Consider the following 19,564-nt stretch of genomic DNA (forward strand, 5'->3'; position numbering starts at 1 on the left):
ACTGTATATGATTCCGCACGTTTCACGTTTACTCGAACTTTGGCGTATTGCAGCGCACTATAGACTCGATACGTTGTTCCCTGCGGATGAATTACCAGTTAAAGCTCAGCATGCATTAAATATTATTAAAATGCATCCAGCTGCATGGTCGAGTCGTGAACGTAAAAATCCTTTAAAGCTCAAAGAAGCTTTAGAAGATATGGGACCACTTGCAATCAAGCTTGGTCAATTACTCTCTACTCGCCGTGACCTGATTCCACCTGAGGTGCTCGCTCAACTGGTTTTACTTCAAGATCAAGTAAAACCTTTTGATGGAGATGTTGCTAAACAACGTATTCAAGATTCGTTAAAAGCTGACGTTAATACATTATTTGCTCGCTTTGATGATCAGCCATTAGCTGCCGCATCAATTGCCCAAGTGCATACTGCTGCATTGCATGATGGTCGCGAAGTCGTTGTTAAAGTCACTCGCCCTGACATTCGCAATCAAATTTTACAAGACTTTGAGATTTTGGCATGGCTAGGCAATACACTAGAAAGCCGCCTTGAAGCTGCTCGTGCGTTGCATCTCACCGAAATTATTCAAGACTACCGCCAGATCATTTTAAACGAACTGGACTTGAGTATTGAGGCGGATAACACCCGTCGTATGCGCCATTACTTTACTGGCTCAACCATGATGTATGTGCCTGAAGTCTACATGGACACCAAAGATGTCATGGTGGCAGAGCGCATTACAGGTGTTCCTATTTCAGATACGGCAACCTTTGACCGTCTAGGCATGGACCGCGCACAACTTGCAGAAAAAGGGTTAACCATTTTCTTTACGCAAGTCTTCCGCGATAACTTTTTCCATGCAGACATGCACCCTGGTAATGTCTTTGTAGAAACCATCAACCCAAGCAATCCACGCTTTATTGCACTAGACTGTGCGATTATGGGTGAGCTTTCTAAGCACGACCAGATGACAGTTGCCCGTATGTTGCTTGCTGTGATGAACAGCAACTTTATGCAGCTTATTCAAATTGTGCATCAAGCTGGCTGGATTCCACCGGGTACAGATCAAGACGCGTTAGCACGTGAAATGCGACGCACTGTTGGGCCAATGGTGTCTAAACCAATGGATCAACTTGATTTTGCGGGTATCTTAATTCAAGTCATGGATATTGCTCGACGCTTCCATCTTGAGATACCACCACAGCTCATGCTGCTACTCAAAACTTTAGTGCATGTAGAAGGCTTAGGTACTGATCTTTATCCGCAGCTCGACATCTGGAAATTGGCAAAACCAATTTTGACAGAATGGGTCAAATCCAACATGAACCCAGTCAAAAATGTAAAAGAGCTCGGCCAGCAATTACCTGACCTGCTTTTAGGCGCTCAAGATTTCCCAAGCTTAATTATTGATAGCTTAAATGGTTTAAAAAATCAGTCGGCTTGGCAAGACCGCCAGTTACGCGAAATTCAGCAACTTCGTTTGCAAATGGAACATCAGCAACGCCGTAGCTGGATGTTCGGCAGTACCATGCTGATTTTGCTGACTATTGCAATTATTAGCCCTTGGTTTGTTTCGATTATTCTAATTGTGCTGAGTAGTTTACTAGCGCTTTGGCGTATATTGAAATAAGTTCAAAATCCCTTGCCAGAGCAAGGGATTTTTTTATGGGAAAAACTCTAATATTTTAAAAAATTTATAGATCAACTATTCGTTCATTGCTAAATTGAAGCTATAAATGCTTCAAAAGAACAAACAATGAAAACACCTCATTTTGCCATTATCGGTGCAGGTACAGCAGGTTTAGCCACTGCAATTTTACTCGCCAGCCAAGGCAATAACGTTACTATTTTTGAACAAGTTGATGAGTTATCTCCGGTAGGGGCTGGTTTATTACTACAACCTGCGGGCTTAGCTGTATTTGAACATTTAGGTGTGCTCGATAAAGCTCTAACATTAGGTGCAAAAGTCACAGGCTTAGAAGGCCAACTTCCAGACAAGCGTCTTTTAGTTAACAGTCACTATCATGAAGCATCAGCAAACCTCTATGGTCTGGGTATACACCGAGCCACTTTATGTCATGTACTCACTCAAAAGCTTAGCGAGTATTCAAGCCAAATTACTTGGTGTATGAACCATTCTGTTGAAAGATTTGAAGAACATAACAATGAAGTTCAGCTATTCGGAAGTCATCAAAATCAAAAGTTTGATGCTCGCTTTGATGCTTTACTGATTGCCAATGGTGCTCGTAGCCAATTACGTCCCAAAGCATGGGTAAAGGTTGACCAAGCCTACCCTTGGGGTGCGGCGTGGAGTATCGTGCCTGAATGCCAAGTTCTCGATTCTGAAATTCTGCATCAATTTTATGATCGCTCGAAAATTATGATGGGAATTCTCCCTACAGGAGCAGTTCCAACAGAACCTCAACAGCGCCTTTCAAGTGTTTTTTGGAGCTTACCTACTCCACAGTTACAAAGCTTTTTACAAGATGAGCAGGCTAAACAAGCTTGGTTAAAGCAAGTCTCTGAGCGTTGGCCCAAAGTTGCAGAATGGCTGAAAGAAATTTTGTATAACAGTCAAACTCAGCCCAAATGGTTATCTGCAAACTACCGTGATGTCGTTATGACTCAATTTGGTCAAGGTCGAATTGGGGTAATTGGCGATGCCGCTCATGCAATGAGTCCACAGTTAGGTCAAGGTGCAAATATGGCATTATTGGATGCTTGGGCTTTCTCTCAATCATTGCAACATGCTCAAAAAAACCAGAATATTGATTGGTCCCTGCTCTGGCAGCACTACCACCAGCTTCGCCGTTCATCCACCCAGTTTTATCAATTTCTTAGTCGCTTATTAACACCACTTTATCAATCTGATCATTGGTGGGCTGGAGGTTTAAGAGATTTAGTTTTTCCATGGATGTATCAAATCCCTTATTTTCGAAAAGAAATGGCAATTACAATTTCAGGCTTAAAAACAGGACCATTCAAGCAACTTGATTATGATCAGGTAGCTCAATTGCCTAAAGAAAACAGTGCATTTCATTTAGAAAGCCAATCTTTGTCTGACTATTAACCCCACCAAATAATAGTGATTAACACATGAAAATCAGCCATCTTGATCATCTTGTTTTAACTGTCTCAAATATTGAAACTACCTGTCATTTCTATCAAACCGTATTGGGGTTTGAAGTCATCACGTTTAAAGGTAATAGAAAGGCTCTAAAGTTTGGAAATCAAAAAATAAATTTACACCAGCAAGGCAACGAGTTTGAACCGAAGGCATTACAGCCGACTCCCGGATCTGCCGACTTGTGTTTTATTTCAGACACTCCCATTTCAGAAGTGGTTGCACACCTTAATCAATTAAATATTCAAATTGAAGAAGGTCCGATTGAGCGTACTGGTGCAATGCATCCTATTTTTTCAGTTTACATTCGCGATCCAGACCAAAATTTGATTGAGATTTCAAATATCCTCACGCCCTAGTCATTTGAATAAGATACAGATTGGTAAGTGTTACAAGCTATTCATTACGCTAGCAAAGACAAAAAGGACAAAGAATTTTTCCGCAAAGCGACGTTGATGCCGTACACTATACAAGCTATTTTTAGCATCAGATTGAAATCAATTTATAGTTCATATTTCTTTGGTGATTCCTCATGAATAACACGCAATGGCTCGATGAAGTAAAATTTAACGAACAAGGTCTTATCCCTGCCATTGCTCAACATCATCAAACCGGACGTATTTTGATGGTAGCGTGGATGAACCGTGAATCACTTGCGCTCACAGCAGAAAAAAATCAAGCGGTGTATTTCTCTCGCTCTCGCCAAAAACTTTGGCACAAGGGTGAAGAATCAGGTCATTTCCAAACGGTTTATGAAATTCGTTTAGACTGCGACGGCGATGTAATCATATTACAAGTTGAGCAACACGGCGGTATTGCATGCCATACAGGTCGTGAGTCTTGTTTCTACCGTAAACTCACCCCACAGGGCTGGGAAATTGTCGACGCACAATTAAAAGACCCTACTGCAATTTATGGCGATAAAGCCAAAACTGAAAGCCACGATCATGCTCACACTACAGAACAAGTGGATGTACTTGCTCACTTAGGGCAATTGATGCAAGAGCGTAAGCAAGCAGAAGCAGACACTTCATATGTTGCAAGCCTCTACAAAAAAGGTATCAATAAAATCTTAGAAAAAGTCGGCGAAGAAAGCGTAGAAACGATTATCGCTGCCAAAGACTACACTGCTCAAAATACAGAAAGCAATTTAAATGACTTGATTTATGAAACTGCTGATTTGTGGTTCCATAGCATTGTCATGTTGGGTTATTTCGATCTTAATCCACAACTTATTATTGACGAATTAGCTCGTCGTCAGGGTTTATCTGGTTTAGTTGAAAAAGCTAACCGCAACAAGGTTTAAAATCACTCAGTGTCGAATATCGAAAAACCTAAAGCCACCTATGAGCAAGCAATTGCCATAGATAACGCACGTCTTGGGCAATCATTTAAAGTGATTGCCTATGCGGGTACAGGTAAAACTACTACGTTACAAATGATTAGTGATGCCATGCCTGAACGGCGCGGTATGTATTTGGCTTTTAACAAGGCAATTGCTGGTGAAGCTCAGAACAAATTTCATCGTAATGTAGACTGCCGGACTTTTCACTCACTCGCGTTTCGCAGTGTGCCACGCGGTGTGACTGATAAATTACGCTTGCCTCGCTTAAGCCCAAGCTTTATTGCAAAAGAATATCGACTAGAACCAATTACCTTACGACGCATGATGGGTGGACGTTATGAAAAATACGTTTTAATGCCAAGCCGCCTTGCAAGCCTTGTCGCTAATGCTGTCAGCTATTTCTGTTCAACTAGTTCTCAATATCCAGCGCCTCGACATATTCAGGCACCAAACTGGTTACATCCAGACGATATTACTGCACTTCAAACCCATCTTTACCCTGCTGTAGAGCGCCGTTGGTTAGAGTCCATTGATCCAAATCATCAGGCAGGAATTGGTCACGATATTTATCTCAAACTTTGGGCTTTGTCTGAACCTAACATCCCAGCCGATTATGTACTATTTGATGAAGCACAAGATGCCGACCCTTTAATGCTGGGTATTTTACTTCGCCAAAAAAGTACGCAGGTCATCTATGTAGGTGATGCACATCAGCAAATTTATGCATGGCGTGGTGCAATCAATGCGATGCAACAATTACCGTTGCCAGAGTCTCGCCTCACCACTTCTTTTCGTTTTGGTGAAACGATTGCGGATGTTGCCAATGCATTGCTAGGCGGATTAAATGAAACTGTTCCTTTGCTTGGTAATCCAAATCAAAAATCAAGTGTCGTAAATAAACCGCATACCAAAATGCGTGATGCGATTTTGTGTCGTACCAATGCTCGTGCTATGGAACTTTTACTGGCAGGTTTAGTTCACGGCGATAAAGTAAGTTTGCAAGCTGACCATCAAAAACTAAACCGTTTTGTAGATGCTGCAAGTCTCTTAAAACAAGGAAAACGGGTTACTGATGTGCCTGAATTAGCATGGTTCAACTCATGGCATGATGTCCATGAATACTGTGAAACCAATGAAGGTAGTGATATTAAACCATTGGTTAAATTGGTGGATGATCACGGCACTGACCCACTAAAAAAAGCGCTTGCAAAGATTACACCACTTGAGCAAGCTGACTATGTCATCTCTACAGCCCATAAAGCGAAAGGCTTAGAATGGAACCGTGTTCATATTGAAGATGACTATCAATTTAAAATTAATGGGTTAGAACACAAGATTACCGATGAAGAATTAAGACTACTGTACGTTGCCTGTACTCGTGCTAAAGTAAGTCTAAATATCCATCATCTTTATGATCTGATACAACAATTAAAACTAAGGGCGCCTTTAAGTCTTCGTCAGTCGGTTGGTTGAAGCGCTCATATTTAGGTGAGCCTATGAAACTTGAATCTGTCCAATTTAAACATATTGCTCTGTTTCACGACCTTAAAATACACTTTCACTATGAAAAACAGCCAATCACCTTAATTTTAGGTGAACAGGCAACTGGTAAAAGTATGTTACTCAAACATACTTATCATGCTTTAACTTGGCTCCCTGCTCGCCTTAAAGATTTGCGTAGTCCCGGTATTGTCATGCCTGATCAAGACATTACTCAGTCGCGTCTACAATCAAAAATTGAAGTGACTATTCAAATTCCTTCAGAAATTGGTCACCTGCCAGAAAGTACCTCTGCTCAGCAGCTAGACTCTTCACTATGTAGCTGGAAACTTTTTAAAACCTTAAATGCAAGTGGGATTGGAGTGAGCCAAGTTGAAACTCAGCAACTTGACCAAACCATGGCTCTTTATCAACAAGTCATAAAAAAAGATCCATTACAGGGGCTTCCCTTAATCGCTTACTACCCAGCCGAGCGATTTGTGAATGATATTAATCTTTTGAATAAAAATTTACCCGGCATTACTCAAGCCATTTCAGCCTATGACATTAGCCCACTACCGTTTACAACTTTTACACGCTTTTTTGAATGGCTACGAGAAATTAGTGATATCGAAAATGCGCAAGCCGCTCACCTCGTACAACGGATTAGGTCGAAACAATCAGATCAACAAGATCAAACAGAATTATTAAATGAGCTTCAAAAAGAATTATCAGGGCAACCTAAACAGCTCACTTCACCCAATCTATACGCCCTCAAGAATGCATTGAATATCATTCTGCCTGAGCTTAAAGACCTCTATTTACAATATCAGCCTCGGTTGCAACTTATGGTTGATTATGAAGGTCAAACCTTACCTTTTCAGCAGCTTTCAAATACAACCAAAACTTGGATTGCTTTAGTAGGCGATATAGCCCGCCGACTCTGTTTACTCAATCCTTTGAGCTTAAACCCTTGTCTTGAGGGAGATGGCGTTTTACTCATTGACCAGATTGATGCACAGCTCGACTCAACACATTGCTCCGAAATCTTAAATCGGCTTCATCAAGCATTCCCACGCCTACAAATTATTGCAACAGGAAGTCGTGAAGAGCTACTTGAACATGCCTCGACCTATCAATGTCTAAAATTAGAGTCTGGTAAAATTAGCCATCTTGACCTTAATACGACCAAGCAACAGCTTGAACATATCTATACCTTACTTCAAAGAAGCGAACCTTTAACACCATCTATAGAAGCACAGCCTCTGAGTTTAATAGATCCGACGCCAACACCAGCACAGATTGAGGTTTTATTTCAGCAGATTCAGGGTTTAACTGAACAACAAAAAAATGAATTATTAAGGATGATTCATGCGGGAGACGCACCGGAAGAAAGCCCTTCGGTTTGAGTTTTATAATCAAAAAACCACACTCACAAAATATATGGTGGAGTACGGTTTTTTAGGCACTAAAATAACTAGATGTTGTTACTACATGTAATAACATCAGATTTTCAATGCTTTTTTAGTGTACAATAAATTTCATTTTGCGTTTTTATTCTTCAAGTTGCGCAATACAACTTGTTTCTCGCTTTATTTTCTAATTTGGTTGGGTTTTCGGAATAATAAGCTTTGGAACTCTCTTTGAATTCCTATCTATTCTGAAATTAAAATTTCACCTTTAGGTTTCGACCTAAATCACATATGGATACGAGTGTGCTACCGATAATTATCTTATTACCGTTAATATTAGGCACCACCCTTGTTTCATTGCTTCAACGGTTCTCGCGTGGAGTAACGGCTTTAGGGGCAATTGGAGTCAGTTTAACCAGTTTTGGTTTATTACTGACTCAAGCTAAAACTGTGCTTGGTGGTGCAAGCATTCAACAAAGCTGGGATTGGTTACCTCAATTAGGGATTAATCTAAGCTTTAGACTTGATGCTCTTGGTTTATTATTTTCTCTTCTTATTACCGGTATCGGTACACTCATTTATATATACGCCTATTATTATTTAGGCCCTAAAAATTCTTTAAGTAAACTCTATACGTTACTCATGCTGTTTATGGCAGCAATGCTGGGTATTTCGCTCTCTAATAATCTTATTATTTTATTAGTCTTTTGGGAGCTCACCAGTATTTCATCTTTCTTGTTAGTGGGTTATTGGAGTCACTATGAAGCTGCTCAACGTGGCTCTCGGATGGCACTCACCATTACAGGAATGGGCGGTTTAGCAATGCTAGGTGGATTTGTTCTATTAGGACAAATCACTGGGACCTATGAAATTAGCGAAATCATGGGCATGAAAGATGCGATCCAAGCTCATACTCTTTTTATTCCGATGTTATTGCTTATTTTGCTTGGCGCATTTACGAAGAGTGCTCAGTTTCCATTTCATTTTTGGTTACCTAACGCAATGGCGGCACCAACACCAGTGTCCGCTTACCTGCACTCTGCGACCATGGTAAAAGCCGGGATTTTTCTACTTGCCCGCTTACTTCCAATCTTTATAGGCGCTGCGATCTATCACAATATCGTTACGTTTGTCGGCCTATTTACACTCTGTATGGCAGCGTGTTTTGCTATTTTCAAAGAAGATTTAAAAGGACTGTTAGCCTATTCAACCATTAGTCATTTAGGGCTTATTGTTTGTTTACTCGGTATCGGTTCTCCTTTAGCAGTTGCCGCTGCTATTTTCCATATTATTAATCATGCAACATTTAAAGCAGCGCTATTTATGCTTGCAGGGATTATTGATCATGAAACCGGCACACGTGATCTTCGAAAACTCAGTGGTATTTGGCAATTACTTCCTTTCACTGCCACACTCACCATGATTACCGCTGCCTCTATGGCAGGTGTACCACTTACCAACGGCTTCATTTCAAAAGAGATGTTCTTTACCGAGCTATTGGCGAATCTTTCAGGCTCAACAGTTATCTTTGCCAGCATCATTGCAACTCTGGCTGGTATCTTCGCAGTAAGTTATTCAATTCGCTTAGTACATGGTGTCTTCTTTGACGGCCCAATTGGCAAACAAGTGCCAAATAAAGACGCACATGAACCACCTATCGGGATGCGTGCTCCAGCCATCCTTCTTGCTGTGCTTTGTATCTTGGTCGGCGTTCTGCCTTCGTTATTGGTAGAACCACTGGTCAATAGCGTAACTAGAGCAAGCTTGATGCAGCCAGAATTTGCGGGTACACACCTTGCAATTTGGCATGGATTCAACGCTCCTCTTGTGATGAGTATTATTGCTTTAGTGGGCGGTACGCTGTTCTACTTTGCTTTAGCAAAAGACGGCATGATTCGTAAAATTGACCTTGACCCACGTCTAGGCAAATTACAAGGCCGTATCTTATTTGATTTATTTTTAAAACATCTGCTGCTTACAAGCCGAAAAATCAAACAAAAAACTGAAAATGGTTCATTGCAAAGTTATTTGTTCTGGATCATTGCTTTTAGCATCATCATGGTCACTATGCCTTTACTCAATCAAGGGCTGAGCACAGGTACACGTGAACTCACCCATGCTCCATGGATTGCTGTGGTTCTTTGGCTGACGTTGTTCTCAGGCTGTTGGATGATGCTCTGGTTCCACCATGAGCGCATTAAAGCAGTACTTATTAGTGGTGCAATTGGTCTAGTGGTAACGATGGTCTTCGTCACCATGTCAGCACCAGATTTAGCGCTGACTCAAATTACAGTAGACGTTGTAACGACTGTTCTTTTATTAATGAGCTTATCTTTACTTCCACAGCTCACGCCGTATGAATCTCGTCGTTCTAGACGTTTGAGAGATGCTGCCTTAGCAATTATTGGAGGTTTAGGAATTGGCTGGATTACGTGGCTCATTTTAACCCGTGATCATAATTCAATTTCTTGGTTCTTTGCCCAACAGTCTTTACCACTTGGTGGTGGCTCAAATATTGTAAATGTCATTTTAGTTGACTTCCGTGGCTTCGATACCTTCGGTGAAATTACGGTATTAGGAATCGCTGCGATTGGTGCACTATGTTTAATGGATGGTATGCGTGTACACGGCACCACCATGACGCAAGGTCTCACCTATCGTTTCAATCCATCTCCGCTTATGTTCCGTATTACGGCCTCTTGGGTACTACCTCTAGCGCTTGTCGTCAGTGTTTATATCTTTTTGCGAGGACATAACTATCCAGGCGGTGGCTTCATTGCAGGTCTAATCACCTCAATGGCGCTAATCATTCAATATATTGCACTAGGTCAAGATCAAGCAGAACAGCTGTTAAAAGCGAAGTCTGGCCGCCTTTACGAAGTCTGGATTGGCACAGGATTAACGATTGCAGGTCTGACTGGTATAGCAGCATGGTTCTGGTTACGTCCGTTCCTCACGAGTGCTCATGTCTATGTTGAATTACCAATTCTAGGAAAACTACATCTAGCTTCAGCTGCAAGTTTTGATTTGGGTGTTTATATCACCGTTGTAGGCGCGACAATGTTGCTCATCTCTGTATTAGGCGACTCTCGTCATTCGAGTATGTCCGGTCCTGTACCACATCGGGAGGAATCATCATGATCAGTTTAGAATTCTTACTGGCTTCTGCTATTGGTTTACTTGTTGCCACAGGTATTTATCTGATTTTACGTGCTCGTACTTTCCCTGTTGTGCTCGGATTGGCTGTAATCGGTTATGCAGTAAACCTATTTTTATTTGCTATGGGTCGATTACAAATCAGCTCACCAGCAATTTTAACTGAAACAACAAAAATAACCGATCCACTTCCTCAAGCGTTGGTGTTAACCGCCATCGTGATCGGTTTTGCAACTACAGCGTTTATTGTACAACTTGCGCTACGTAGCCGTTATGAATCAGGTAGTGATCATGTTGATGCTAAAGAAGATGCTTCCCCAACATACGACCCACGTGAGGATGAGCCGTGATGTTTGATTTTTTATCTTTTTGGCAACAACACACGCCTATTTTTAGCATTCTCATCCCAGCATTTACTGCTTTTATCTTATTACTGTTAGGTAACCCTGGGGCAGGTGCTTTAAAAGATGACTGGCGTCAGCCTTGGCGTCGTGGCATTAGCCTCGTCTCAGCAATTGCCGGATTAATTACCGCTATTGTTTATCTTAGTTACGCCAGCACGGGGCAAATTACTGTTTACCAATTAAGTGAATGGTCAGCGCCATTTGGTATTGTGCTTGTACTCGATCGTCTTTCAGCTTTTATGCTGGCACTGACTTATGCATTAGCAGTACCAGTTTTATGGTATGCAAGTGATAATTGGGACACGCGTGGCCGCTATTTCCATGCCATGGTACATTTCTTATTAATGGGAATCTGTGGAGCATTTCTAACAGGCGACTTATTTAACCTTTTCGTCTTTTTTGAAATCCTGTTGATGGCTTCGTATGTATTGCTCTTACATGGACAAGGCAAACCTCGTTTTCAGCTTGGCGTTCACTATGTCATTATCAATCTTTTAGCCTCTGCCCTCTTCTTAATTGGGCTTGGTATGATTTATGGCAGCGTGGGTAGCCTCAACATGGCGGATGTCTCACGTCTTATACCGACACTTGAAGCAGATCAACATAAATTAGCAGTCGCTGGTTCCTTACTTCTCTTTGTTGTTTTCGGTATTAAAGCAGCAATGCTTCCTGTCGGTTTTTGGCTACCAAAAACTTATGCTGTTGCAAGTACACCTGTGGCTGCAATTTTCACTATTATGACTAAAGTCGGGATCTATTCTATTTTACGTGTAAATGGAACAGTATTTGACGATGCACTGAGTCAAGAAATCTTAAAAAGCTGGTTATTACCTATTGGCTTAATTACGTCTCTTTATGGTGTGATTGCCGCAATTGGAGCAGATCGTTTACGTCGATTTGTCGGCTTTATGGTCCTTTCTTCAATTGGCACCTTGCTCACCGCAATTGCCATGTCTAATACGCAAGCATGGTCTGGTGCTTTATATTACTTAGTGCACAGTACCTTAATTGGCGCAGCTTTTTATCTATTTTGTGGATGGATCACTTCACAACGTGGAGATTTTAAAGATCATTTAAAAGTTGCCCCAAGAATCAAACAAGAAAAAGCAGCTATGCTGACTTATTTCTTGATTGCGATGATGATGGCTGGATTACCACCCTTTAGTGGTTTTCTTGGAAAAGTATTCATTTTACAAGCGACAGTTGAAGCTAGCTATCAAGGCTGGATTATTGGTGTTGTGCTTGTTGTGAGCCTATTAAGTATTATTGCACTCACACGTGTTGGTTTTATCTTATTCTGGCGCGCATCCCCTCCAGAAGAAGATCCAATCCATCCAGCTTATATTCTTTATCGTGCTTTGCCGGAACGCGCACCGCCACGTAACGATCAAGTTATCTATCTATTACTGGCTGGTTTAATCGCTTATGTTGTCTTTGCTGCACCCATTCAGCATTACACATTAAGCACCGCACAACAGATTCAGGACCATGCACTTTACCAACACTCTATTCTTAAAGTAGATCAAAACGGTGAAGTCATCAGTGTGCAACCATATGACCCAGCTTACTTACCGGAAACCAAGTACGGCGGTGAAGTTGAAGATCATAATGCTTATCTTGTTCCAGATATTATTTCGAAAGATACGTTCAATGGCGAACATATTTCTGAATATAAACAACGACAAATTCAGCAACAGGACAAACTCCAAACTCCTACCATTGTTGATGAAAGTCAATTGAAACCTATGGAGCCATAACAATGCAGTTAACTCATTTGCTTGAACGCTGGTTTCCACATCCATTTGTTTCGGTTCTCATCGTTTTATTTTGGTTGATGCTGGCGCATAGTCTTGATGCGAGTGATCTTTTGACTGCGATGCTTTTGGGCTTAATCATCCCTCGTTTAGTCAAACCGTTTATTACCCGCACACCGCATATTCACTGGAAACCTGCTGTTAAACTATGTTTTGTGGTTCTTTGGGATATTATTATTTCTAACTTTAAGGTCGCAAAACTTGTTTTGGGACCTACTAAGAAATTACATCCTAAATGGTATCGCGTACCTTTAGAGACAGAACATGAGCAGGTCAACACCTTACTGGCAATGATCATTACCACAACACCAGGTACGGTTTCTGCGGGTATCGATCAGGAACGTGGGGATATTCTAGTTCATGCTTTGAGCACAGATAATACCGAATCTGATATTCAAGACATCAAAGAACGTTATGAAATTCCTCTTATGGAAATTTTTGATGTGAAAAGTAAAACGGAGGCAAGTGCATGACAATCCTACCCTATGCTCTAGGTATTAGCTTGATTGCCGTTACAATCTCGATGCTACTTTGCCTTTTTAGATTGGTTATGGGCCCATCAATTGTAGACCGCCTTTTAGCCCTCGATACACTTTTCCTCAATGCAACTTGCCTTATTGTTGTGTTAGGCATTTATTGGATGACGACTTCTCTATTTGAAGGAGCACTGCTGGTTGCGATGTTAGGTTTCGTATCTACAGCTGCCTTAGCACGCTACTTCACAACCGGTCATGTTATCGATTAAGGAGAGGTCAAAATGCAATTTACAATGGAAATTATTGTTTCGGTCTTTCTGGTTTTTGGCGCCTTCTTCATGTTAGTTGGCTCAATCGGTATGGTCCGTTTACCCGACTTATTCATGCGCTTACATGCGCCAACTAAGTCGAGTACGCTCGGCTTAGGAAGCTTTCTGATCGCTTCCATGATCTTTTTTGCTTTCCAAGGTCGCTTTGGTTTTGCCGAATTACTTATTACTCTTTTAGCTTTTATTACCGCGCCTGTTTCGGCTAATTTGATTGCACAAGCTGCGCTACATTTACGTTTACGCTCACTGAGTGGTGAAGTACCTGAAGCCATTGAACGCCCGCTCCCTTGGGACCGGTACAAAATTGGTCAACGCTTTTCACAAAACAAACCACCAATGGAACCTCCTAAAGAATAAGAAATTGAATCAATAAAAAAGCCACCCGAAGGTGGCTTTTTTATTTTGAGTTTTAATTACTCTTGGTCATCTGACTTACGTTCTGGCAAATCTTGTACCGCTTTTTCGATTAGACCAAACATATAGTTACCATATGCATTCGTCTTATCGTAATGGAAACGTAAGCGAGGCGTAATACGAGTCTTAATGCGACGGCTCAATTCATGACGCAAGAAACCAGAAGCTTTATTTAATACATCTAAAGTTTCTTTATTTGCTGCTTCACTTTGCTCATCGCCAAGTTCACGCCCCATAACGGTGACATAAACTTCAGCATAACCCATATCCGCACTGACTTTCACCGCAGAGATGGTCACTAGACCACCTAAGCGAGGATCTTTAAGCTCTTGACGGATCAGCTCAGACAACTCACGTTGTACTGAATCCGCCATGCGCTTTAAGCGTTGGCTACCCGCCATTAAAGACTCCGTTTAATCAATTGAACATCATACACTTCGATCTTATCTTGTGGTTTGATGTCTTTATAACCTTTCACCGCAAGGCCACATTCCATACCAGCACGAACTTCATCAACAACGTCTTTATAACGACGAAGAGATTCAAGCTCACCTTGGAAAATTACAACATCATCACGTAATACGCGAATCGGTTTATTACGATGTAATGTGCCTTCAAGTACCATACAGCCTGCTGCTGCACCAAACTTACTTGAGTGGAATACTTCACGTACTTCCGCAACGCCCAAGATTGTTTCACGATGTTCAGGAGCAAGTTTACCGCTCATGGCATCTTTCACATCATCAATTAATTCATAGATGATGCTGTAGTAACGAATATCAATACCATCTTGGTCACTTCGTTGACGAGCAGTCGTATCGGCACGAACGTTAAAGCCTAACAATACAGCTTCTGAAGATTCAGCAAGAATTACATCAGACTCAGTAATCGCACCAACACCTGAACTAATTACACGAACTTTTACTTCGTCAGTAGATAATTCATGTAGAGCTGCATTCAATGCTTCTAAAGTACCACGTACGTCTGTTTTCAAAACAACGTTCACTGTAGGAACATCTTTTTTGCCCATTGACGACATGATATTTTCAAGGCGCATAGCACTTTGACGATCAATACGTTTTTGACGCTCACGGTCAGCACGAGCATCGGCAACTTCACGCGCTTTCTTCTCGTCATTTACAACAAGAACTTCATCACCCGCCATTGGAGCATCTGGAAGACCCAGAATTTCTACTGGAATAGATGGTCCTGCTGATTTAATCGGCTTACCGTTTTCATCAGACATTGCACGGACACGACCATAAGATGAACCTGCAAGAACAAGGTCACCAATGTTTAATGTACCGTTTTGAACAAGAATCGAAGTTACTGCACCACGGCCTTTATCTACACGTGCTTCAATAACAACACCTTGCGCAGCACCTTCAGCAGATGCTTTTAATTCCATCAATTCTGATTGAATAAGAATTAAATCAAGGAGTTCATCAATACCTTGTCCGCTGTGTGCAGAAACTTTAGCAATCGGAACATCACCACCCCATTCTTCTGGAACGATTTGTTTCGTTGTTAATTCATTTAAAACACGGTCTGGATCAGCAGATTCTTTATCCATTTTGTTGATTGCAACAATAATTGGAGTACCTGCTGCACGAGCATGGTCAATTGCTTCTGCAGTTTGTGGCATTACACCATCATCTGCAGCAACAACTAATACAACGATATCTGTTGCTTTAGCACCACGTGCACGCATTGAAGTAAATGCCGCATGTCCCGGTGTATCAAGGAATGTAATAATTCCTTTGTCTGTTTCAACGTGATATGCACCAATATGTTGGGTAATACCACCTGCTTCCCCAGCCGCTACTTTCGAACGACGGATACGGTCAAGCAATGATGTTTTACCATGGTCAACGTGACCCATAATGGTAACAACTGGCGGACGAGTTGTTTGCTCACCACGAGCTTCTTCAGCTGCTTCAAGCAAGTTATCTTCCGCTTGTGTATCAGAAACTAAAACAGGGTTGTGGCCCATTTCTTCTACAACAAGTGCCGCTGTGTCTTGATCAATAGCTTGATCTTGATTAACCAATTCACCCATTTTCATAAGTGTTTTGATAACTTCACGTACTTTAATCGCCATTTTTTGAGCAAGATCGGCAACAACAATGCTTGAACCGATTTCTACATCATAAACTTGCTTTTTAACTGGCTTTTCAAATCCATGCTTATTCGCTTGGCTTGATTTTAAACCACGTTTGTTATGGTTAACAAAGCTTTGCTCTTCTTGACCACGACGGCCACCTTTCTTCCCAGCACGTGGGTTAGTGGTTGCGCCACCGCGTTTAATTTCACGGTCTTCTTGCTTAAATGAATCTTCATAAGCTTGGCCAACTAGACCTGAAGCAAGTGGAGAATCATCAATCACACGAATTGTCGTAGTAGCATCGTCATTTGAATACTTAGACGCCATTTTGCGCATTTGTTCAAGTGTACGTTGCTGAGCTTCTTCAGCCGCTTTACGACGTGCAGCTTCTTCAGTTGCTTTTAACTGAGCTGACTGCTCTTCACGAGCTCTTTTCTGTTCTGGAGTTTCAGCTGGTTTTGGTGCAGGTTTAACTGTACCACCACCACGCTTTTTCACTACAACAGCAGCTTTTGGAGCTGTCTGTGCAGCACTATCTTGTTGATGAGCAGCACGCATCGCATCTAAAGTTGCTTTAGCTTTTTGCTCTGTTTGAAGACGCGCTTTTTGCTCGGCAGTTTCACGCGTTTGCTGTTCTACACGTGCTTTAGCTTCAGCTTCTGCACGTGCTTTAGCTTCAGCTGCAATTTGTTCAGGGTTTGGTTTAGCAAAAACCTGTTTTTTACGTACTTCTACGTTAATCGTTTTTGCTTTACCTGAAGTACTTGCAACTTTAGCGGTACTGGTTGTTTTACGTTTCAACGCAATTTTTCCTGTGTTACCACTTTCCTGACCATGAACTTTTTTCAAATGATTGACCAAAGTATCCTGTTGTTCAGTGGTAATAATGTCGTCTGCTGTACGTTGAGGCAAACCTGCTTCACGAGCCTGTTCTAGGAGCTTCTCAACAGGACGTCCTACACTGAGAGCTAACTCTTTAATCGACTTGTCCGTCATATTTCATCTCCTAGTTAAACCATGATTCGCGAGCTTTCATGATCAATTGACCTGCTTTTTCATGACCAAGTCCTTCAATATCAGAGATATCGTCAGTAGCTTGATCTGCCAAATCGTCGACAGTAATAATACCGCGAGCGGCAAGCGAGTAAGCGATCTCAGAAGTCATGCCTTCCATAGTGAGAAGGTCTGCGCTCGGTTCTTGAATATTTTCTTGCTGTTTCAAAGCATCAGTAAGGGCTGCTTCTTTTGCACGACTTTGCAATAACTCAACCAATTCAGCATCAAGCTCAATTTCGTCAAAAGTCTCAGCAGGAACATAAGCAATCTCTTCTAAAGAAGTGAAGCCCATTTCCACCAATGCCATTGCTAAATCTTCTTCAATATCGAGACGTGATACAAACATATCAAGATATTGCTGAGCTTCATTTTGCTGACGAGCACGATACTCTTCTTCAAGCATCATGTCGAGTTTGTAGCCAGTTAAATCAGAAGCTAAACGAACGTTTTGACCTTGAGAGCCAATCGCACGAGCTAATTGATCGCTGGTTGCAAAAATAATGTCGGCACTTCTTGCATCTTCATCAAGCACGATGCCTGAAACATCAGCTGGTTCTAATGCACTAGCAATGTATTGAGCCGGATCATCAGACCAGACCACTACATCAATACGTTCACCATTTAACTCTTGTTGTACAGCTTGAATACGCGTACCACGCATACCAATACATGCACCTACAGGGTCAATACGGTGATCATTTGTTTTCACTGCAATTTTAGCACGAACGCCCGGTTGACGTGCCGCTGCTTTAATTTCAATAATTTCTTCAGAAATTTCAGGAATTTCTTTTTTCATTAAAGCAATTAACATTTCAGGCTTAGCGCGTGATAACAACAACTGAGCGCCACGACCTTCACGGTTAACATTATATAAAATAGCGTTTACACGTTGTTTTGGACGAAGAATTTCTTTTGGAATCATCTCTTCGCGTGCAAGATAAGCTTCTGCGTTGTCGCCTAAGTCGATAATGAAGCCATCTTTGGTTTGTTTTTTCACTTCACCGTAAATTAACTCACCAACTTTAGACTCGTATGCATCAGCAACTAAAGCACGCTCAGCTTCACGAATTTTTTGTACAATAACTTGTTTTGCAATTTGTGCAGCAATACGACCAAACTCAATAGATTCTACTTCGAGTTCACGCACGTCACCAATTGACCATTTAGCCGGATCAACGTCAGAAATTGCATCTTGACAAGCCGGCATTTCATGATCTTCATCTGCCACAACAGTCCATTGACGGAACGTACGGTAATCACCAGTTTTACGATCAATTTCTACACGAAGCTGAGCTTCTTCAGCATGCGTACCTTCGTAAAATCTTTTCTTCGTTGCAGCAACTAGAGCTTGTTCTAAAGCTTCGAAGATCGCTTCACGACTAACACCTTTTTCATTACTAACCGTTTCAACAACGGTAAGAATTTCGCGGCCCATAAGTCACCTACCGATTTCTTATAAAATTTAAATAAATTTAATCTTGATAGATCAAGTTTGCTTTATCGATATTGTTGCTGTCGATCACAAGCACATGCTTCCCATCAACTTCAACCTGAATTTCTTCATTTTCAAGGTCTACTGCGATAAGTTTTGCTTGAAATTTACGACGGTTTTCTACTGCTGCAATTAAACGCAAAGCAATTTGTTGTCCGATGTAGCCTTGTAACTGTTCTAGTTGAAAAAATGGACGATCCCAACCCGGTGAAGAAACTTCTAATGAATACTCACCTGAGATTGGATCATGAACATCCAACATTGCGCCAACTTGTTGTGTTACACGCACACAATCTTGTACACCAATACCACGGCCTAGTTCTACTTCGCCATCTTCATTAATTACAGGCTCAGCATCTTCACTTACCGCTTTATCGATATAAATACGCAATAATGAACGTTTACCTTGTGGGAGAAACTCGATTCCCCAAAGGTCGACACCACATGCTTCCACTGCAGGAACAATTAAGTCATGCAATGCTTGGGATTTATTTGATAATTTCATTTACTCTCGTCATTCTCGTGCGATTCAATCGGTTGTTTTAACCGACACAGACCTACTATAGTGAAGCATGACTATTTGACCAATTGATGTCGACACTACACGATAGCGATACGATAACCAATAAAAAAGGGCGTTAATCGCCCCTATTTAGCACAGAAAACAATAGTCCACTGTGCAAAAAGGCCCACCTGTCTGTGAGCCTCTTTTAAGAAACTTGGTAGCGGGAGCTGGATTTGAACCAACGACCTTCGGGTTATGAGCCCGACGAGCTACCAGACTGCTCCATCCCGCATCAACGTGCAAAAATTATATACAAATATCGAAAAAAGTCAATGTAAACTTATCTAATATTCGCTTGATTAAGTTGCACCTTAATCAAATTGGTAGCGGGAGCTGGATTTGAACCAACGACCTTCGGGTTATGAGCCCGACGAGCTACCAGACTGCTCCATCCCGC

Annotated in this window: 16 protein-coding genes and 1 tRNA gene; 12 read left to right on the plus strand and 5 right to left on the minus strand. The window is 41.5% G+C overall.

Features of this window, described 5'->3' with window-relative positions; genetic code table 11:
- The first annotated feature begins 7 nt into the window (after positions 1-7).
- The 12 genes from RMB06_RS12735 to RMB06_RS12790 all read left to right on the plus strand — a co-directional run bounded on the left by RMB06_RS12735 (position 8) and on the right by RMB06_RS12790 (position 13,893).
- Positions 8-1,627: an AarF/ABC1/UbiB kinase family protein gene (locus RMB06_RS12735; RefSeq protein WP_014208238.1), complete on the plus strand. Its 1,620-nt coding sequence runs from the start codon at positions 8-10 to the stop codon at positions 1,625-1,627.
- A gap of 126 nt (positions 1,628-1,753) precedes the next feature.
- On the plus strand, positions 1,754-3,067 hold the full coding sequence (locus tag RMB06_RS12740; RefSeq protein ID WP_057070077.1) for an NAD(P)/FAD-dependent oxidoreductase: 1,314 nt from the start codon (positions 1,754-1,756) through the stop codon (positions 3,065-3,067).
- Positions 3,068-3,093: 26 nt separating this feature from the next.
- Positions 3,094-3,480 (plus strand): VOC family protein, encoded by a 387-nt coding sequence (locus RMB06_RS12745; RefSeq protein WP_069141697.1) that lies wholly within the window; start codon positions 3,094-3,096, stop codon positions 3,478-3,480.
- A gap of 173 nt (positions 3,481-3,653) precedes the next feature.
- Positions 3,654-4,427, plus strand: a complete 774-nt coding sequence (gene hisIE / locus RMB06_RS12750) for a bifunctional phosphoribosyl-AMP cyclohydrolase/phosphoribosyl-ATP diphosphatase HisIE (protein WP_311079738.1) — start codon at positions 3,654-3,656, stop codon at positions 4,425-4,427.
- Positions 4,428-4,436: 9 nt separating this feature from the next.
- Complete coding sequence (locus tag RMB06_RS12755; RefSeq protein ID WP_069036498.1) at positions 4,437-5,939, plus strand: UvrD-helicase domain-containing protein; 1,503 nt, start codon at positions 4,437-4,439, stop codon at positions 5,937-5,939.
- 23 nt (positions 5,940-5,962) lie between these two features.
- Positions 5,963-7,354: an AAA family ATPase gene (locus tag RMB06_RS12760; RefSeq protein WP_311079740.1), complete on the plus strand. Its 1,392-nt coding sequence runs from the start codon at positions 5,963-5,965 to the stop codon at positions 7,352-7,354.
- Between the two features lie 294 nt (positions 7,355-7,648).
- Positions 7,649-10,498, plus strand: coding sequence for a monovalent cation/H+ antiporter subunit A (locus RMB06_RS12765; protein ID WP_032005098.1), 2,850 nt, complete (start codon positions 7,649-7,651; stop codon positions 10,496-10,498).
- Positions 10,495-10,863, plus strand: coding sequence for a Na+/H+ antiporter subunit C (locus RMB06_RS12770; RefSeq protein WP_002115033.1), 369 nt, complete (start codon positions 10,495-10,497; stop codon positions 10,861-10,863). The genes RMB06_RS12765 and RMB06_RS12770 overlap by 4 nt, the downstream gene beginning before the upstream one ends.
- Entirely contained in the window at positions 10,863-12,674 is a 1,812-nt protein-coding gene (locus RMB06_RS12775; RefSeq protein ID WP_311079743.1) for a monovalent cation/H+ antiporter subunit D, read from the plus strand. The genes RMB06_RS12770 and RMB06_RS12775 overlap by 1 nt, the downstream gene beginning before the upstream one ends.
- Before the next feature lie 2 nt (positions 12,675-12,676).
- Entirely contained in the window at positions 12,677-13,204 is a 528-nt protein-coding gene (locus RMB06_RS12780) for a Na+/H+ antiporter subunit E (RefSeq protein WP_005079335.1), read from the plus strand.
- Positions 13,201-13,476 carry a monovalent cation/H+ antiporter subunit F gene (locus RMB06_RS12785; RefSeq protein ID WP_005065886.1) on the plus strand — a complete coding sequence of 92 codons (276 nt, stop codon included), beginning with the start codon at positions 13,201-13,203 and terminating at the stop codon, positions 13,474-13,476. The genes RMB06_RS12780 and RMB06_RS12785 overlap by 4 nt, the downstream gene beginning before the upstream one ends.
- 12 nt (positions 13,477-13,488) lie before the next feature.
- On the plus strand, positions 13,489-13,893 hold the full coding sequence (locus RMB06_RS12790) for a Na+/H+ antiporter subunit G (protein ID WP_005065884.1): 405 nt from the start codon (positions 13,489-13,491) through the stop codon (positions 13,891-13,893).
- Between the two features lie 56 nt (positions 13,894-13,949).
- On the opposite strand, the gene RMB06_RS12795 is transcribed toward RMB06_RS12790, so the two are convergent.
- The 5 genes from RMB06_RS12795 to RMB06_RS12815 form a co-directional block, all read right to left on the minus strand.
- Positions 13,950-14,351 carry a ribosome-binding factor A gene (locus RMB06_RS12795; RefSeq protein WP_002114836.1) on the minus strand — a complete coding sequence of 134 codons (402 nt, stop codon included), beginning with the start codon at positions 14,349-14,351 and terminating at the stop codon, positions 13,950-13,952.
- The gene (gene infB / locus RMB06_RS12800) at positions 14,351-17,050 is read right to left on the minus strand and encodes a translation initiation factor IF-2 (RefSeq protein WP_002114697.1); all 2,700 of its coding nucleotides are present in this window, start codon (positions 17,048-17,050) and stop codon (positions 14,351-14,353) included. Before infB ends, RMB06_RS12795 begins: the two co-directional genes overlap by 1 nt.
- 10 nt (positions 17,051-17,060) lie before the next feature.
- The gene (nusA, locus tag RMB06_RS12805; RefSeq protein WP_002115134.1) at positions 17,061-18,545 is read right to left on the minus strand and encodes a transcription termination factor NusA; all 1,485 of its coding nucleotides are present in this window, start codon (positions 18,543-18,545) and stop codon (positions 17,061-17,063) included.
- Between the two features lie 37 nt (positions 18,546-18,582).
- Positions 18,583-19,107: a ribosome maturation factor RimP gene (rimP, locus tag RMB06_RS12810; RefSeq protein WP_002114922.1), complete on the minus strand. Its 525-nt coding sequence runs from the start codon at positions 19,105-19,107 to the stop codon at positions 18,583-18,585.
- 215 nt (positions 19,108-19,322) lie between these two features.
- Positions 19,323-19,399 (minus strand) — tRNA-Met (locus tag RMB06_RS12815).
- Positions 19,400-19,564: the final 165 nt, after the last annotated feature.

Origin of the sequence: Acinetobacter sp. V104_13, assembly GCF_031798995.1 — a bacterium.
GTDB lineage: Bacteria > Pseudomonadota > Gammaproteobacteria > Pseudomonadales > Moraxellaceae > Acinetobacter > Acinetobacter pittii.

Bases quoted from the DNA above. Each gene is read 5' to 3' on its own strand.
- RMB06_RS12735 (WP_014208238.1), top strand. From the start codon at position 8: ATGATTCCGCACGTTTCACGTTTACTCGAACTTTGGCGTATTGCAGCG.
- RMB06_RS12740 (WP_057070077.1), top strand. From the start codon at position 1,754: ATGAAAACACCTCATTTTGCCATTATCGGTGCAGGTACAGCAGGTTTA.
- RMB06_RS12745 (WP_069141697.1), top strand. From the start codon at position 3,094: ATGAAAATCAGCCATCTTGATCATCTTGTTTTAACTGTCTCAAATATT.
- hisIE (WP_311079738.1), top strand. From the start codon at position 3,654: ATGAATAACACGCAATGGCTCGATGAAGTAAAATTTAACGAACAAGGT.
- RMB06_RS12760 (WP_311079740.1), top strand. From the start codon at position 5,963: ATGAAACTTGAATCTGTCCAATTTAAACATATTGCTCTGTTTCACGAC.
- RMB06_RS12765 (WP_032005098.1), top strand. From the start codon at position 7,649: ATGGATACGAGTGTGCTACCGATAATTATCTTATTACCGTTAATATTA.
- RMB06_RS12770 (WP_002115033.1), top strand. From the start codon at position 10,495: ATGATCAGTTTAGAATTCTTACTGGCTTCTGCTATTGGTTTACTTGTT.
- RMB06_RS12775 (WP_311079743.1), top strand. From the start codon at position 10,863: ATGTTTGATTTTTTATCTTTTTGGCAACAACACACGCCTATTTTTAGC.
- RMB06_RS12780 (WP_005079335.1), top strand. From the start codon at position 12,677: ATGCAGTTAACTCATTTGCTTGAACGCTGGTTTCCACATCCATTTGTT.
- RMB06_RS12785 (WP_005065886.1), top strand. From the start codon at position 13,201: ATGACAATCCTACCCTATGCTCTAGGTATTAGCTTGATTGCCGTTACA.
- RMB06_RS12790 (WP_005065884.1), top strand. From the start codon at position 13,489: ATGCAATTTACAATGGAAATTATTGTTTCGGTCTTTCTGGTTTTTGGC.
- RMB06_RS12795 (WP_002114836.1), bottom strand. From the start codon at position 14,351: ATGGCGGGTAGCCAACGCTTAAAGCGCATGGCGGATTCAGTACAACGT.
- infB (WP_002114697.1), bottom strand. From the start codon at position 17,050: ATGACGGACAAGTCGATTAAAGAGTTAGCTCTCAGTGTAGGACGTCCT.
- nusA (WP_002115134.1), bottom strand. From the start codon at position 18,545: ATGGGCCGCGAAATTCTTACCGTTGTTGAAACGGTTAGTAATGAAAAA.
- rimP (WP_002114922.1), bottom strand. From the start codon at position 19,107: ATGAAATTATCAAATAAATCCCAAGCATTGCATGACTTAATTGTTCCT.